The 15,663-nt window shown below is 65.9% G+C and carries 13 protein-coding genes; 1 reads left to right on the top strand and 12 read right to left on the bottom strand.

Going from position 1 to position 15,663, the window contains the following annotated elements; translation table 11 throughout:
* Window positions 1-93: 93 nt before the first annotated feature.
* The 3 genes from ftsY to smc form a co-directional block, all read right to left on the bottom strand.
* Complete coding sequence (gene ftsY / locus G9V96_RS13990) at window positions 94-1,257, bottom strand: signal recognition particle-docking protein FtsY (protein WP_168583582.1); 1,164 nt, start codon at window positions 1,255-1,257, stop codon at window positions 94-96.
* Window positions 1,258-1,307: 50 nt separating this feature from the next.
* Complete coding sequence (locus G9V96_RS13985; protein ID WP_168583581.1) at window positions 1,308-1,589, bottom strand: hypothetical protein; 282 nt, start codon at window positions 1,587-1,589, stop codon at window positions 1,308-1,310.
* A gap of 233 nt (window positions 1,590-1,822) precedes the next feature.
* Window positions 1,823-5,389, bottom strand: a complete 3,567-nt coding sequence (gene smc / locus G9V96_RS13980) for a chromosome segregation protein SMC (RefSeq protein ID WP_168584052.1) — start codon at window positions 5,387-5,389, stop codon at window positions 1,823-1,825.
* 168 nt (window positions 5,390-5,557) lie between these two features.
* On the opposite strand from smc, the gene G9V96_RS13975 reads away from it, so the two are divergent.
* Complete coding sequence (locus G9V96_RS13975; protein WP_168583580.1) at window positions 5,558-6,376, top strand: DUF7537 family lipoprotein; 819 nt, start codon at window positions 5,558-5,560, stop codon at window positions 6,374-6,376.
* 180 nt (window positions 6,377-6,556) lie between these two features.
* Here G9V96_RS13975 and aspA read toward each other — a convergent pair whose 3' ends face one another.
* The 9 genes from aspA to G9V96_RS13930 form a co-directional block, all read right to left on the bottom strand.
* A complete protein-coding gene (gene aspA, locus G9V96_RS13970; protein WP_168583579.1) occupies window positions 6,557-7,999 on the bottom strand; it encodes an aspartate ammonia-lyase in 1,443 nt (480 codons plus the stop codon).
* 347 nt (window positions 8,000-8,346) lie between these two features.
* Window positions 8,347-8,628: an acylphosphatase gene (locus tag G9V96_RS13965; RefSeq protein WP_168583578.1), complete on the bottom strand. Its 282-nt coding sequence runs from the start codon at window positions 8,626-8,628 to the stop codon at window positions 8,347-8,349.
* 77 nt (window positions 8,629-8,705) lie between these two features.
* Window positions 8,706-9,707 carry an FAD:protein FMN transferase gene (locus G9V96_RS13960; RefSeq protein WP_168583577.1) on the bottom strand — a complete coding sequence of 334 codons (1,002 nt, stop codon included), beginning with the start codon at window positions 9,705-9,707 and terminating at the stop codon, window positions 8,706-8,708.
* Window positions 9,708-10,229 carry a hypothetical protein gene (locus tag G9V96_RS13955; protein ID WP_210424419.1) on the bottom strand — a complete coding sequence of 174 codons (522 nt, stop codon included), beginning with the start codon at window positions 10,227-10,229 and terminating at the stop codon, window positions 9,708-9,710.
* A 5-nt stretch (window positions 10,230-10,234) separates the two neighbouring features.
* On the bottom strand, window positions 10,235-10,939 hold the full coding sequence (locus tag G9V96_RS13950) for an ABC transporter ATP-binding protein (RefSeq protein ID WP_168583576.1): 705 nt from the start codon (window positions 10,937-10,939) through the stop codon (window positions 10,235-10,237).
* A gap of 9 nt (window positions 10,940-10,948) precedes the next feature.
* A complete protein-coding gene (locus G9V96_RS13945; protein ID WP_168583575.1) occupies window positions 10,949-12,265 on the bottom strand; it encodes an ABC transporter permease in 1,317 nt (438 codons plus the stop codon).
* A gap of 3 nt (window positions 12,266-12,268) precedes the next feature.
* Window positions 12,269-13,504 (bottom strand): ABC transporter permease, encoded by a 1,236-nt coding sequence (locus G9V96_RS13940; RefSeq protein ID WP_226913331.1) that lies wholly within the window; start codon window positions 13,502-13,504, stop codon window positions 12,269-12,271.
* 99 nt (window positions 13,505-13,603) lie between these two features.
* On the bottom strand, window positions 13,604-14,932 hold the full coding sequence (locus G9V96_RS13935) for a Fe-S-containing protein (RefSeq protein ID WP_168583573.1): 1,329 nt from the start codon (window positions 14,930-14,932) through the stop codon (window positions 13,604-13,606).
* A 48-nt stretch (window positions 14,933-14,980) separates the two neighbouring features.
* Window positions 14,981-15,643 carry an iron transporter gene (locus G9V96_RS13930; protein WP_168583572.1) on the bottom strand — a complete coding sequence of 221 codons (663 nt, stop codon included), beginning with the start codon at window positions 15,641-15,643 and terminating at the stop codon, window positions 14,981-14,983.
* Between the last annotated feature and the right edge of the window lie 20 nt (window positions 15,644-15,663).

Raw genomic sequence — 15,663 nt, 5'->3', positions numbered from 1 at the left:
GGCTGCTGCCTGGGCGGCGACGTTGGCTCAGCCCAGAGCAGGCGCTGACCCGTTGCTCGGGCTGTGATTGAAGCCAGCTCCAGCGGGCTGGGTTCAGAGTCCGAGCAGGGCGTCGGTGAAGGTCGCGGCGTCAAAGGGGGCGAGGTCGTCCGGGCCTTCGCCGAGACCGACAAGCTTGACCGGCACCCCGAGGTTGCGCTGTACCGCCACCACGATGCCGCCTTTGGCGGTGCCGTCGAGCTTGGTCAACACGATGCCGGTGACGTTGACCACCTGGCTGAAAACCTCCGCCTGGCGCAGCCCGTTCTGGCCGGTCGTGGCATCCAGCACGAGCAGCACCTCATCGATCGGGGACTGCTTCTCCACCACCCGCTTGACCTTGGCCAGCTCGTCCATGAGGTTGGCCTTGTTGTGCAGTCGGCCGGCCGTGTCGAGGATGACGACGTCGACTTCCATCTCTTTGCCCTCGCGGACAGCTTCGAAGGCGACAGCGGCCGGATCGGCGCCTTCTTTGTCCGAGCGCACGGTAGGTACCCCGACGCGCTCGCCCCAGGTTTGCAACTGATCTGCTGCGGCGGCGCGGAAGGTGTCGGCTGCGCCGAGGAGCACGTCGCGATCTTCGGCGACAAGCACGCGGGCCAGCTTTCCGACGGTGGTCGTCTTACCGGTCCCGTTGACACCGACGACGAGGATGACGGCCGGTCGCCCGTCGACACGCGTCGAGGCGATCCGCCGGTCCATCTCGGGTCGCAGTTGGGTGAGCATCTCTTCGCGCAGCCACATGCGCATGGTCGTTTCATCCCCGACCCCCTGCACGGCTACCCGATGCTTGAGTGACTCGACGATCTCCGAACTGGCCTGAACTCCCAGGTCCGCGCTCAACAGCGTGGATTCGACGTCGTCCCAAGTGTCTTCGTCCAGTCGCCCGCCGGAAAGCAGCGCGAACAGGCCTCGGCCCAGGGCCGAGTCGGAGCGAGCAAACCGCGAGCGCAGCCGCTGCACGCGGCTGTGCGCCGATTCGGGTCGTTCCAGGGTCGGCGCAGCTGGGGCGGTGATGTCTGCACCGCCGTCGGGGCGTTCCAGGGTGGCGGTGCCGGCGCGGCCGGCGCCCAGGTCAGGACTGCCGCCGATGCCCTCACCGCGGTGGCGACGGCGCGCGCTGCCGCGGGTGAGGCCGATGATGGCGCCGACGCCTGCGATACACAGAACGACGACGACGGAGATCAGTGCCCAGAGGTCTTGGAGAAGCCAGTCCACAGCCCCAGTCTCCCAGACAAGGCCTCCGGTGTGCGGAGGCCGCCCAGCTGTCAGCTGGCGCGGGTCAGACGCCGCCCGTTCGATCGCCCTGACGCGCCTTGGGACAGCAGCGGCGTCAGATCCACGGGGCGCTGCTTCTGCCGCGCCACGAAGACGTTGTTTCGGCGACGACGGCGGCGGACCCGCGCGGCGGGCTTCTCACCCTTGAGTCGACGCACGGTGTGGGTGTTGATGAGGTGGGCACCGGAACGGCGAGCGGGGATGACTACAGCAGCCACGAGCGACGCACCGAGGACGACCACGAGAGCGAGGGAGAGGAGCACGACGTCCATGCCCCACCCATCGGCCCGCGCAGGGGGTTCCGTAGCTCACTGCGTGACTTTGTCGGTCACGGACCGGTCACGAAATCGAAGTCCAAAGCCAGCGTGGCCCAACCTATTTCGCAGCACCGTGCACCCGCAGCCGAGGCGGTGGCCAACGGGGGGTGACCGGGCCGACTGGGGATCGCCACGGGCCGGCTGACAAGGGGGTCCTTCGCGGCCCACCGGTCGGTGCAGGCCTGGGCTCAGGCGGGCTGAGACTGGCGGATCCGTTGCGAGACGACCGTCGTCACGCCGTCACCGCGCATGGTCACCCCGTACAGCGCGTCGGCGACCTCCATGGTGCGCTTCTGGTGGGTGATGACGATCAGCTGGCTGGAGTCGCGCAGCTCCTCGAAGATCGTCAGCAACCGCCCCAGGTTGGTGTCGTCCAGCGCCGCTTCGACCTCATCCATGATGTAGAAGGGGCTCGGACGGGCTTTGAAGATCGCCACCAACAGCGCCACCGCGGTCAGGGAGCGCTCCCCACCCGAAAGCAGCGAGAGCCGTTTGATCTTCTTGCCCGGCGGTCGCGCCTCGACCTCGATGCCGGTGGTGAGCATGTCGCTGGGGTTGGTGAGCACCAAGCGTCCCTCCCCGCCGGGGAACAGCCGTGAGAAGACGCCCTCGAACTGCTCGGCGGTGTCAGCGAACGCCTCGGCGAAGGCTTGCTGCACCCGGGCGTCGACTTCGTCGACGATGTCCAGCAGGTCGGCTCGACTCTTCTTCAGGTCCTCGGTCTGCTCCACGAGGAAGGAGTGCCGCTCCTCCAGCGCCGAGAACTCTTCTAGTGCCAGGGGGTTGATCCGGCCGAGTTGGGCGAGCTTGCGCTCGGCCTTGCGCAACCGTTTCTCCTGCTCCTCGCGCACGAACGGGCGCGCGGGCGGCGGTTCAGCGTTGGGATCGGCGTCCGGCTCCGGGATGACCGGAATGGGCTGGTGGGGGCCGAACTCCTCCACGAGGGAGTCCGGTTCGGTTCCAAGCTCTTCGATGGCGCGAGTCCGCAGCGCCTCGATCCGCAGTCTCTGCTCGGCGCGGGCGATCTCGTCGCGGTGCACCGAATCGGTGAGGTCACGCACCAGGGTGGTGAGTTCCTGGGAGCGTTGCCGCACCCCGGTGAGTTCCCGTTCGATCTCGGCCCGGGCTTGGCTCGTCTCAGCACGTCGCACCGCAGCCACCTCCACGGCAGCGGCAACCAGTTCGCCGGCCAGTTCGGCGGCGGCTTCGACCTCGCGGGCCACCGCGACCTGGCGCGCCCGCCGCTGGCGTCGTTGCGCAGCAGCCTGCCGCGCGGCGCGTTCGGCCCGCGCCGACTTCTCCAGGCCCTCGGCGCGCCCCGCCGTGGCGCGTAGCCGTTCTTCGCGGCTGCGCAAAGCTAGGCGTCCTTCCGTCTCGCCAGCTCGGGCAGCAGCAGCGGCGGCAGCCAGGCGGTCCCGCTCGGCGGTGGAGGGCTCGTGATCTTCGTCTTCGCTCTTCAAAGCGTGGGCGTCGGCGAGGCGACGTTCCAGCGCTTCCAGTTCGGCGCGGTCCTTGCCCAGCCCCTCTCGCACCGCGGCGGCTGACTTCTCGGTGCGTTCGACCTCTGCGCGAGCGCTTCGGATCTGGGCGCTGAGTCGTCCGAGTTGTTCGGCGATGCCGGCCAGTCGGGCGTCGGAGGCGTGCAGATCCGCCAACGCTGCCTCTACCCGGACCTGCTGCTGCTCCGCGCGGGCCCGGGCGTTGGCCAGGGCGAAGCGGGCTTGATCGCGGCGGTGCGCGGCAGCGTTCTCGGCCGCACTCGCTTCCTCCACGGCCGCTTCGACCTCGAGCAGGCTGGGGGCCGAGGAACCGCCGCCGCGAACGAATCCAGGCGCGTACACATCGCCGTCGGCGGTGACTGCCACCACCCCCGCGGAGGTGACCAGCGCGAGCGCGGCAGCTTCGTCCGGGACCAAAGCAACCCCGGCCAACAGGTGTGCCACGGTCGCACTGAGTTCGCTGGGTGCGGTGACGGCCTCAGCCGCCCAGATGGCATCGTCCCCCAGCGAGATTGGCTCCCCTGAGATTTCGGGCAACTGCGCGGCACCGACCAGCAGCGTGGTGCCGCCCGCGTCGTCGCGGCGCAACTGTCCCAGCGCTTCCCGGGCTGCTTCCAGAGAGGTTACGGCGACCCCGTCTGCGGCATAGCCCAGGGCTGCGGCGACGGCGGCTTCCCGGCCCGGGACCACATCGAGCAGGCTGGAGACGGCACCCAGGACATTCTCACCACCGGAGTTCAGAAGCACCTCGGCGCCGTCTGCGCGCCGCAGGCCCAAGGCCAGCGCCTCGCGACGGGCAGCGAATGAACTGCGCTCGGATTCGGCGCCGCGTTCCTCCTCCTCCAAGGCAGCGATCTCGGCCTCGGTCTGGCCGAGCGCCGCTTCGGCTTCTTCGTAGGCGACGTCGAGGCCCTCTTCGCCTTCTTCGTCGTCGGCGACTCCGGCCTCCAAGGTGGCGAACTCGCGTTCGGCCTCAGCGCTGCTGGCGCGGGCGCGTTCAGCGGAGTCGGCCAGTCGCCCGAGTTCGGCCTCGCCTGCCTCGATGCGACTGCGTTTGGCCCCGACCTGGCCCTGCAGGCGCGCGATGCCTTCACGTCGGTCGGCGGCGGCCCGGATCAGCCTGGCGAGACGGTCCTGTTCGGCCGCGTGCGCCTTCTCGGCCTGAGCGCGCTCGGCGACGATGTTCTCCAGCGCGGCTCGCGCCTGTTCGATCTGCGCGCGTAGCTCTGCCTCCTGCTCCCGGGCCTGCTCGGCCTGGGCGGCCAGCACCTCGGGGTCGCGCCCGTGGTCGGTGGTCTCCGCTTCGCTCTGACCGAGCAGGCGAGCGCGTTCGGCGGCCAACGAACCGGTCGCCGCGAGTCGCTCGCGCAGCGAGGACAGCGCGTACCAGCGTTCCTGGGCTTGGGTGTGTTCCGTTGCGGCGGTTTCGGCGGCCCTTTGCAATCGGGACAGTTCGTCCGCGGCGCGCTGCAGGTTGGCTTCGGCTTCTTCCCGGCGCTGCACGTGGGCGGCTTCGTCGGCGACCTCTGCCTGGTAGGCCGAGGTCAGTTGCACCAGGTCGTCGGCCAGCAGGCGCAGTCGCGAATCCCGTACGTCGGCCTGGATGACGGCCGCGCGACGGGCGGTCTCGGCCTGGCGGCCCAGGGGACCGAGTTGCCTGCGGATCTCGGTTGTGAGGTCCTGCACCCGACGCAGGTTGGTCTCCATCGTCTCCAGCTTGCGCAGCGCCCGCTCTTTGCGTTTGCGGTGTTTGAGCACGCCCGCGGCCTCTTCGATGAACCCGCGGCGCTCCTCGGGGGTGGCCCGCAGTACGGCATCGAGTTGCCCCTGGCCGACGATGACGTGCATCTCGCGTCCGATACCGGAGTCGGAGAGTAGCTCTTGGATGTCCAACAGGCGGCAGTGCGTGCCGTTGATGGCGTACTCGCTACCGCCAGTGCGAAACATCGTGCGGCTGATGGTCACTTCGGCGTAGTCGATAGGTAGTGCGCCGTCGCTGTTGTCGATGGTCATCGCCACCTCGGCCCGCCCCAGCGGGGGCCGACCGGAGGTACCGGCGAAGATGACGTCTTCCATCTTGCCGCCGCGCAGACTCTTAGCCCCTTGCTCACCCATCACCCAGGCCAGCGCGTCGACGACATTGGATTTGCCGGAGCCGTTAGGGCCGACGATGCACGTAATACCAGGCTCGAGGCGCAGATGGGTCGCCGAGGCGAACGACTTGAACCCGCGCAGGGTCAGGCTCTTGACGTACACGGTTGCGGCGGCTCCTACAGCGTCCTTCACCGCGCAGCTGTCACGGCTGGTCGTTACTGTATCGCCACACGCTCCCCCTCTCCGGTAGGCAGGCCCCGTAGGCTGGTCATGGGTGTGGGCCGATCGCGGTGCACGCTGCTGACCCCGTTCAACCAACGAGGAGAGACTATGGCTACCCGGAACCGCGTTGCCGCAGCACTATTGGCCCTCCCGCTCGCGCTGAGCGGCTGCTCGGGCGCCGGCGACTCCGCTCCCGCCGACGCTGGCACGAGCGCCGCACCGAGCACGCAGGCCGCGCCCACGCCCGGCCAGGAAATCGACAAGGATGCATTCTTCACCCGTACCGAGAAGGCCGTGCTCGCGAAGAAGACCTACGCCATGCACATGAGCATGGACAGCCAGGGCGAGACGATCACGATGAGCGGCGTCGGTGACGTCTCCACCCCCGATGCGCCCAAGGCCCGCATGTTGATGGAACCTCCCACGGGCGGGGAGAAGATGGAGATGATCCTGGCCGGGGATTCTATCTACATGCAGATGCCGGGTGTTGGTGGCGGCAAGTACATGCAGATGCCGTTGTCCGCGTTGGCTCAGGCCGGCGGTCAAGATCTGACGAAGTTCCTCAACCCGGCCGAGAACTTGAAGATGACCAAGCAGGCAGTGGAGAAGGTCGTCTTCGTCGGTGAGGAGGACGTCGCCGGGCAGAAGCTCGACCACTACGCGGTCACGTTGAACCCGGCGAAGATGCAGGAGAGCCTGCCCAAGCCGGCCCCCTCGGTCTCCCCCAGCCTGCCCGCGCAGCTGCCCTACGACGTCTGGGTCGATGACGAGGACCTGGTTCGTAAGACGGACATGACGATGGACGGCGTGCACATGACGATGACGACCGACAAGTACGGCGAACCGGTCGAAATCACCGCGCCGCCGAGCGCCCAGGTGACCCAGATGCCGGGCATGGGCGCGCCGGCGCCAACAGCCACCAAGTGAGCCGGCACCACTGACCCACGCAGCCAGACAAAAGGAGGCTCCCGCCCTCGCGGCGGGAGCCTCCTTTTGTAGCGCCTCGGCTGGGGTGGCAGGTCCCACGCTGGGTGCCCAGGTTTTCCCAGCAGGAAGTACCCGAGTAGGAGCCAGCCGTACCGAGAACGACGAGCAGCTTCGGCTAGATCACCGAGCGGCTTTCGGCTCGCGTTGCGCGGTCAAGGTGGTGATGTCGCGCGGGTGGCTCAAGTTCTCGACCGAGAGAATCTGGTCCAGCGTCTGCGCGTCGAGCAGACCCATCTCCAGGACGACTTCACGCACGTTGCGGCCGGAGCGAGCACATTCCTTGCCGACGAGGTCACCGTTGTGGTGCCCGATGAGGTCGTTCAGGTAGGTCACGATCCCGATGGAGCCCAAAACGTAGTCGCGGCACACTTCCTCGTTAGCCGTCACACCATCCACGCAACGCGTTGTGAGCGTCTTGCAGGCTTGCGTCAGCAGCGAGATGGATTCGAACATGCACTGGGCGATGACCGGTTCCATCACGTTCAACTGCAGCTGACCGGCCTCGGCCGCCATCGAGACGGTGACATCGTTGCCGATGACCTTGAAACACACCTGGTTGACCACCTCGGGGATCACCGGGTTCACCTTGGCGGGCATGATCGAGGAGCCCGCCTGCATCTCGGGGAGGTTGATTTCGTTCAAACCGGTGCGAGGGCCCGAGGACAGCAGACGCAGGTCGTTACAAACCTTGGACAACTTGGTGGAGAAGCGCTTCAGCGCGGCGTGCACGGTGACGTAGGGGCCGCAGTCCGAGGTGGCCTTGATCAGGTTGGGGGCGAGCTGCAGTTCCCAACCGGTGACCCCGGACAGCTTGGCCACCGCGAGTTCGGGGTAGCCGGCTGGGGTGTTGACCGAGGTCCCGATCGCGGTGGCGCCCAAGTTCATCTCCCGCAGCTCGGCGGCGGCGTGTTCGAGCCGGGCAAGCTCCTCGCCCAGGGTCAGCCCCCACGCCCGGAACTCATCACCCAAGGTCATCGGGACGGCGTCCTGCAGCTGGGTGCGGCCCATCTTCAGCACGTCCTTGAATTCTTCGCCCTTGGCGCACAGTGCGTTCTGCAGCTCATCCACCGCTGTGCGGAAGGTCTGCAAGGACAGCAGGAGCCCCACTTTCAGCCCGCACGGGTAGGCGTCGTTGGTCGACTGCGAGCGGTTGACGTGGTCATTGGGGTTGATGACTTCGTAGGAGCCTCGCGGGTGTCCGAGCTGCTCCAGCGCCAGGTTGGCGATGACCTCGTTGGTATTCATATTCAAAGAGGTCCCTGCCCCGCCCTGGAAGAGATCGACCGGGAACTCGCTCAGGCACCTACCCTGCTCCAGGACCTGGTCGCAAGCCTGCTCGATGGCATCGGCGATGTCATCCGGAAGCGCACCGAGTTCACGGTTGGCCTGGGCAGTGGCCTTCTTGACCATCACCATCCCGCGCACGAAGTCGGGTACGTCCGCCACCGTTCGGTCGCTGATGGGGAAGTTCTCCACGGCTCGAAGGGTGTGCACCCCGTAGTACGCCCCAGCGGGAACTTCGCGCTGACCGAGCAGGTCTTCCTCGATGCGAGCAGACACCATGATCACTTCTTTCGGCGAGTCGGGGAACTCGAACGCTAGTAGCAGGCAGGCGCCGTCGGCAGGCGAATTGCCAAATACGACCTTTGCTCGCCTGCTGTTGCGATGGGACCGGAATCCTGTTCGCTACCCGGCGTTGCTGGGTGCCGATGATGGCGCGTGTCGTCAGCGCTTCCCGTTTCCCTGCCTGCGGTGGTGTCCCGCGAGCGCTTCGATTCTCACCCGCCCCTGGATTCTCCGCTGCGCGCAGTGTCGGCGACGAACGGCCTGGTGTCTGCGCTCGGCGATGGCCGTAAAAGACCGCCTAGGGGACGTTCGACCGGCGCCGGCTTCAGGTGCCCGGGGCGGTCTCAGCGCTCGACGAACCCGCTCAGATCCGAGCGCGGAGTTCCCCATTGCGTCGTGCACGTGGTGACTCGACCCGGACGCCGCATCGTGCTGGGCTTTTCGCGCAAGAGCTCCTCGAGGCGTTCAACGTCAGCCCGTTCGCCTTGGGCCAACACCTCGACGCGCCCATCGGGCAGGTTGCGAGCGAAACCGACCAGCCCCAACTCCAATGCGCGCGCTCGGGTCCACCAGCGAAAGCCCACGCCCTGCACCGTTCCGGAGACGAAAATCGTCGCTCTTTCCATACCGCACACCTTAGGCGCCGACCACCGGACCTGCCCGTGACCGGGGCGTACCCCCTCGGCTGTACCCGAGCGCAGGCTCACGCCACCTGCGGGCGATGGAAGATCTCGGACCCGGCAGGTGAGACCTCCACCGTGCTGTCTTCCCTCGCGATGAGGAACTCGACATCGCCACTGAGTTGGGCGGGCAACTCCCCGGTCACCATGAGCGCTGTGGCGGCAACCTCGGCTGTCAGTCCGTCTCGGGCCACCACGCTGGCCAGGCGTACCCCTGAAGCCGACGGCAGTCCGGTGCGGGGATCGATCACGTGGTGGACGGCCAGGCCGTCAATCAAGGTGGGCAGCCGCTGCAGATTGTCGGCTGAGGTCGCCAGCGAAGCATCGTGTAGATCCACGGAGCCCAGAAGGGTATGCGGGTCCCCTTCCAATGCGCGCAGGCCCACCCGCCATGCCACGTCCGGGGCGCGCTCCCCGCACGCCGCAACCGAGGACGTCCCGATCGAGACGAGCACCGAACTCAGCCCAGCCTCCTGGCACAGTCCACGAAGTTCGTCCGCGATCAGCCCTTTGGCCAGGCCGCCCAAATCGAGTTGGGCACCTTCGCGGAGGCGGAAACGCCGATCGCCGTCGCTTTCGAGCAGTTCCGGGCGGCACCGCTCGCGGGCGCGGTCAATCTCGGCCGGGGTGGGCAGCTGCGGTGGTGTCGAATGCTGGGCGATCTGCCGCAACCACGTCCGCACATCCCAGAGCTTGGTCAGTGGGCCGATCAACGGCGTGAACGCTCCGTCTGTGCGTTGCACCCACGTCATCGCCAGCTGCAGTATCGCGGCCGTCTCCGCACTGACCCGGACCCACTCCCCCGTCTGCTGTGCTTCGGTGTTGAGCCGGGAGACGTCGGAGTCGGGAAGGAAGCGCGACCACAGTCGCTCTGCGTGCAGGCAGCGCCCGGCCAGCCGTCCCGCCAGGGCAGGCTCGGCCTCCCCGACAGCAATGACCTCCACGACAGTTCCCATCGAGGCGAACGAGGTGCGGAATTGCCCGTCGTGGGAACGCAGCCGGGCGCGCCCGAGGGCCGGTTCCATCTAGTAGTCGTTCTCGTCCAGGTCGAGGCTCGGCATGTTGATCGAGTCGGCGCGTCCGTCGTCCTGCACACCCTGGGACGCCATCACCGCACGAACCGCGGCCTGCAGGAACTGGGAGTGGGCGACAGTCGCCCCGGAGATGATGTCGACCGACATCGGGTCCTGCTTCTGCGTGAGTTGTTCGGCGTACTGGCTGTAGGAGGCCACCGCTGCCTGGGCACGCTGGTAGTACTCGGCGTTACCCACGTCCCCGGCACTGGTCTTGCCGTAGTCCGCATCCTTCTTCTGCCCGTCGGCGGTCACAGTCTCGAACGACGTCGAAGCAATGGCACCGTTGGCCACCGTGATCTTCACCGTCCCGATGGCGCCCTGCTCGTCTGGGTTGGAGCGTCCCACGTACTCCCCGTCTCGCAGGGGCACACTCGTGTCGATGACGTGCGGCGGTGAGCATGCCGACATCATGAACAGGCCGGCCAGGCTCAGACCTGCAATTTCCAGAGCGCGGGCACTCTTGCGATCCACCGTCGTTACCGTTCCCTACCGACCTGGACGGTCTGGGTGGAATCGTTGAAGATGTCGGAGACCACCTTGCCGTGGTCGAGCCGCACCACCCGCTCGGACTTACCTGCGACCGTCGCGTCGTGGGTCACCACGATGAGGGTGGTTCCCTCACGGTGCAACTGTTCGAAGATACCCAGCACGATGTGCTCGTTCTTCTCATCGAGGTTACCGGTGGGCTCATCAGCGAGCACGACCTTGGGGTAGTTGATGAGGGCGCGGGCAACGCAGACGCGCTGCTGTTCCCCACCGGAGAGCTGGCGCGGCAAGTGGGTGGCACGATCTGCCAGACCCACCCGGTCCAATGCCTGCATGGCCTCTTTCTCATCCGGCACCGAGTGGTAGTACTGCGAGACCATGACGTTCTCGACGGCGGTGAGGTGGCCGATCAGGTGGAACTGCTGGAACACCAGACCGATCGTCTCGCGGCGCACCTGCGTCAGGTCGTAGGCGGTCATCGTGGAGATGTCCTTGCCATCCAGCAGGACAGTGCCGGTGCTCGGACGGTCCATGCAGCCGATGATGTTCATCAACGTCGTTTTGCCCGATCCGGAGGGCCCCACAATGGACATCCACTGGCCGGCGAAAACGCTCAGGTCCACATGGTCCAGAGCGTGTAGGTCCCCGTAAATCTTGGAAACGTCGGTCATCTCGATCAAGGGTGAATCGGTCATCACGTTTCCTTATTCTCCGCGAAGCACGAGGGCGGGGTCGATGTCGATGGCGCGGCGTACCGGGAAGAGGCTGGCAAGGGTCGAGATCAGGACTGACACCAGCACCGTGGCAATCACCACGAGCGGCTGGAAGGCCACAGTTCGGTGGAACACATTCAACGAGATGACCTGGGCCAACCCATAGCCCATGGCGGCGCCGAGGGCTCCGCCGACCAGACCGAGTACGACGGCTTCGCCGAGGAACTCGCCCACGATCGAGCGGTTGTCCGCACCGAGCGCCTTGCGCAGACCAATCTCGTTCCGCCGCTCGGTGACGACAGCCATCATTGTGGTGGAAACCCCGATCATGATGAGCGCCAACACGATGAGCGAGATGATCGCCATCAGGGAGCGCAGCATCTCGAGCACGTTAGCGTCCGAATGGGTAAGCCGCGTTACCGGCTCAGCGTTGATCTGCGGATGCGCGGTGGTCAATCGCGTTGCCAGCGCCTCGATCGATTCTTCCTTGGGTGCGATCGAAAGCTCTGCGACGGTCAGCTGATAAGGCTTCCCGGTCAGTTCGGCCAGATCCGCGGATTCCAGGTAGACGAAACCGTCTTCTGAGCCACCGGTTTCCAGGACACCTGTGATCACCACCTTGAGCTCACGCATATCCGCACCCCCACCGGGGGCGGCGTCCTTGAGCTTCTTGTCAGGCGGCGCGATAGGTTTTCCGCCTTCGTTCGTCAACTGCCCGGGCGCAGCCATGTGAGCCGCGTGTCCGTCGGCGGCGTGTCCGTCGGCCGCGTGGCCCTTGGCCTCGAGGGTGTCGGGTTCTGCAGGGGGCGCGGATGGGCTCTCCCCGATGAGCTGGGTCAGGGTGAGGCTATCGCCGACCTTGACGTCCGTCGCTCGCGCAATCTCGCGCCCGATGAGGACCTGACCCGGTTTGGTCGGCCACTGCCCGTCCACGTACCAGTAGGGATTGATCTCTCGCGCTGCCTTCAGCGAGGTTCCGGCGGCCACGTAGGGCAGCCCGTTGATGGTGATCGGCTGGTACTCCAGGCCCACCGATCCGATGAGGATCGTGTCGGGCAGGTCACCCTTGATCTCATCCAGTACCGCGGGTGGGAACGAATCGTGGTCCCCCTTGGGCAGGACCACCATGTTTGCGCCGTAGGAGCGCATCTCGCGGGCCATCTGGCGGGGCACGTCGATGGTGATCATCGCTAGGGAAGCCAAGGTTGTTGCGCCGATAGCGACCGCGACCATGGCGATGAGGACCCGCGACCGGCGGCGCATGATCGAGGACAGCACGATCCGCACGAACATCTTGCGTTTATTCATGGGTCACCGTCCGTGGAGTACTTCTGCGGGCCGCAGACGCAGCAGGAAGCGGATCGCTGGGATCGAGCCGAGCAGTACGACCACGATCACCAGAGCCGCCACGATCCCTGCGACTGCTGGCACCACGCTGATCCCCGACCCGAACACCATGTAGCCGATGAGTTGAGCCAGCCCGATACCGGCCACGTATCCGATCAGACCTCCGACGCAACCGATGATCACGATCTCGGTCAGGATCAGCCCCGCGACGGAAACGTCGCGGCCCCCGACAGCCTTCAGCAAGCCGCTTTCTCGGGCCCGCTCCATGACATTTGCCGTCACCAGGTTGGCTATCGCCAGCGCCGATCCCGCCATCGAGAGCAACGTCGTGAGCACCATGAGCAGCTGCGTCTTCTCCAAAATGGCGCCCTCGGATTCGGAGACCTGCCGCACCGGACGGGCGACGGCGTCGCTGATCGTCTCCTCGATCTGGTAGGCGATGGAGGAGACATAGGCGGTGCAGTACCAGGTCTCGCGTTCCGAGATCGACAGACTGTTCGGATTCTTCGCCGCCTTGCGCGCCAGTTCGTTATCCGGCGTCGTCAGTGCGGAGACCTCGATCTGCCCGACGGCCCCCGGCCGATCGATCAGGTTCTGGGCAACGCCGATCTGGGTGAAGACCTGGTTGTCTTCCTCACCCCCGGTGGAGACGATCCCCTTGACTGCCAGCTCCTGCCGATGTTTATCGCTGCCGACGGTGAAGGTGTCACCGACTTTGAGCTTCTGTTTGTCAGCGACCCCTTGGCCGACGACGGCCCCCTTGGGATCAGCGTCTTTAGGCCAGTCGCCCTGCAGCGTCCACCACCCGCGCAGGTTCGCCAGACCGGTGACGACGGTGTCCTGAGCCGGCAGGTTCAGTTCATGTTTGAACCAGGTTCCGACGATGCGGGTCTTCTCAGGGCCTGCACCAGCTGCGTTCAACTCAGCTTCGGTGTTCAACAGCGGCGCGAAGTCAGTGATGTTGTAGGTCCAGAAGATCGTCTTGATCTTCTTCAGTTCATCTTCCTTCAGGTAGGACTGCTGCTCCTTGGAGCCCTGGAAGTGATACAGGTCCTGAACGACCGCGGCACCCTTCGGGCGCACCACGATGTTTGCGCCGTAGGCCTTCAACTCTTTGTTGACCTTGTCCCCGATATCGAACATCACCGAAAGCATCGAGGTGGCAACGGACGCCCCGAGCGCGACGGTCAACACGATCATCAGACGCCGCCCCCGCCCATGCAGGAGCGTCCCTCTGAGCATTCTGAAAAACATCGTTGATCACTCTCGACTCACGTCCGTCGGAACACAGGGTCTGGACTAGGTGAAGACGGCGGCACTCTTCTCCAGTTCGGCGATCGGGATCGTCAACACGTTGTTCACCACCTCGTATTCGATGGGAATCGGGTTGCATCCACCCTTGAAGCCGATGGTCGCGACGTTCATGGCCACACTGCACAGTTTGCAGATGACCTGCCCGTCCTTTTCGTAATAGCCGGAGGGTCCGCAGATCTCGCAAGCGTCCAGCCCTACTCCGTAGGAGGATCCGGCCTTCTGGATGACGATCCAGCGCACGGCCACTCCCTGCGTACTGTCGTAGCTGAAGCGGTGCAGGTGTCCGTCGTTCAGAGTGGGCAGCGCGATGACTGCCTTCTCTCCCTTGACCTCGAACGGCTCAGGCTCGGAGAGTTCCACCTCTTCGGTGGCGTAGCGCTCACCGACGGTGAGAACTAGGAAGGCGAGGGTGGACGCCGCCATGGTGAGCGTCGCTCGGCGGGTCATCGATCGCGATGAAGCGCGCTGCAGACGCTGCGCGGCTGGGTTGGGTCCCGCTGCAGGCAGCGCCCATCCGGCGTTCCACAGCGGGAACGCCACCCCGGCGGTCACGGCCAGCGCCGCAAGGATGAGCCACGACTCGTGAGTGACCAACCACGTCACGCTCGCGGCTGCCCCTGTGGAGAGGTAGATGGCGCGGATCGCGTGCAGCAAGCGGATGATCAAGAAGATGTGGGTGAGAGAGATCAGCACCGTCAGGATGGTGAGCAGCGGCAGCGTGTAGGTGGGCCGGATCTGGCACACACGGGTGAGCGCGATAGCGCACACGAGCACGAGAACCACGCCGAAGATGTAGCCCAGCACATTGAGGAAGGTCGCTGTGGAGAAGATCGAGGCTCCCAGCGGAACCAGGGTGCGAACCTGCATGTACACCATCTGGCTGTCGCGGAAGACGATGAGCATCGCCCATAGACCCACCACGATGGAAGTGAGCATCCGCAGGCTGGGTGGGATCGGGTTCGCGATCAGCACCTGTGGCCGGCCTGCCCGCAGGCCCTGGCTGCCACCAAGCTCGCGCAGCGTACGACGACCCAGCCACCAGGTGAGGCCGAGGACGGCGACGCCGAGCGCCACCGTCGGCTCCAACGTCGTCAGGGTGAGGCGCTGGCGGTCGAAGCGAATGAGCGCGTAATGGTGGACGACGATCATGACCAGGCCGAGGACGGCCCCGGCCAACGCCCCCCACAGCACCGGCCGGGGACCCGGACGCGCCGGGTCCCGGCCGGTAGCCAAACGAGCAGCGGGGAAGAGCGCCCCCAGGGTGAGGCCGACGAGCACGAGCGCGCTGACCACATCAACCAACTGAACGAGCACGATCATTCCCCCCTGTCATTTAGCTAGAGCCATGAGTTGAGCGACGGCTCACCACCAAACAGTGGCGGGGTCCCAGTGCCAGTTCTCGAACTCTGCGACGATGGGCTCGGCCCAGAACTTGCCGGGAACGCCAGTCACAGGGTCAGTGTGCAGCATCCAGCCGTTGGTCTCAGGAGACTTGACGATGATCTGGAGCTTGTAGTCGCCTGCGGGAAGCGCCGGCAGGTTCAGACCGTAGTGCGGTCCATCGGAGGCGTTCATCGGCATGAACGTTCCGGCCTGAACTTCCTTGTCGCTCTTGTCCATCACCTTGTAGTCGACCGTCAGGCCGGGAATGAAGTCGCCGGCGCCGTAGCCGAGGCCGTTGTCGGGGACAGCGGCGATGTCAGCTTCGAGGTGCATGGCAGCCTGAGCGGCAGGAACGCCCATTTGGGGTTCCATCTCCACCGGCTGGAAGTAGACGGCCGCGATCTTCAGCGGGCCTTCGAAGACCTCATCGCCGATGGGCTCTTCGCGGAAGCCTGCGTCACCGCTGTCAGTCTCGCCTTCCTTCGGGGTCTCCGTGGACTCACCTGAGGCGGGGGCGGCGGCGGTGGCGGTGGCGTCTGCGCCCCCCTCCGCATCCTTGCCTTCGTTAGAGCAGGAGGCCAACGAACCAGCCAAGGCGACTGCCGCGAGCCCGCCAGTCACACGCTTAAGTGCTGTCTTCATGGGGGAGTTCTCTCCAGGTT

Source organism: Gephyromycinifex aptenodytis (assembly GCF_012277275.1).
Taxonomy (GTDB): domain Bacteria; phylum Actinomycetota; class Actinomycetes; order Actinomycetales; family Dermatophilaceae; genus Gephyromycinifex; species Gephyromycinifex aptenodytis.
This window is presented reverse-complemented; position numbering and strand designations above follow the sequence as displayed.

Coding starts and splice junctions, on each gene's coding strand:
- G9V96_RS13985 (WP_168583581.1), bottom strand. CDS start 1,589: ATGGACGTCGTGCTCCTCTCCCTCGCTCTCGTGGTCGTCCTCGGTGCG.
- G9V96_RS13975 (WP_168583580.1), top strand. CDS start 5,558: ATGGCTACCCGGAACCGCGTTGCCGCAGCACTATTGGCCCTCCCGCTC.
- aspA (WP_168583579.1), bottom strand. CDS start 7,999: ATGGTGTCTGCTCGCATCGAGGAAGACCTGCTCGGTCAGCGCGAAGTT.
- G9V96_RS13965 (WP_168583578.1), bottom strand. CDS start 8,628: ATGGAAAGAGCGACGATTTTCGTCTCCGGAACGGTGCAGGGCGTGGGC.
- G9V96_RS13960 (WP_168583577.1), bottom strand. CDS start 9,707: ATGGAACCGGCCCTCGGGCGCGCCCGGCTGCGTTCCCACGACGGGCAA.
- G9V96_RS13950 (WP_168583576.1), bottom strand. CDS start 10,939: ATGACCGATTCACCCTTGATCGAGATGACCGACGTTTCCAAGATTTAC.
- G9V96_RS13945 (WP_168583575.1), bottom strand. CDS start 12,265: ATGAATAAACGCAAGATGTTCGTGCGGATCGTGCTGTCCTCGATCATG.
- G9V96_RS13940 (WP_226913331.1), bottom strand. CDS start 13,504: ATGATCGTGTTGACCGTCGCGCTCGGGGCGTCCGTTGCCACCTCGATG.
- G9V96_RS13930 (WP_168583572.1), bottom strand. CDS start 15,643: ATGAAGACAGCACTTAAGCGTGTGACTGGCGGGCTCGCGGCAGTCGCC.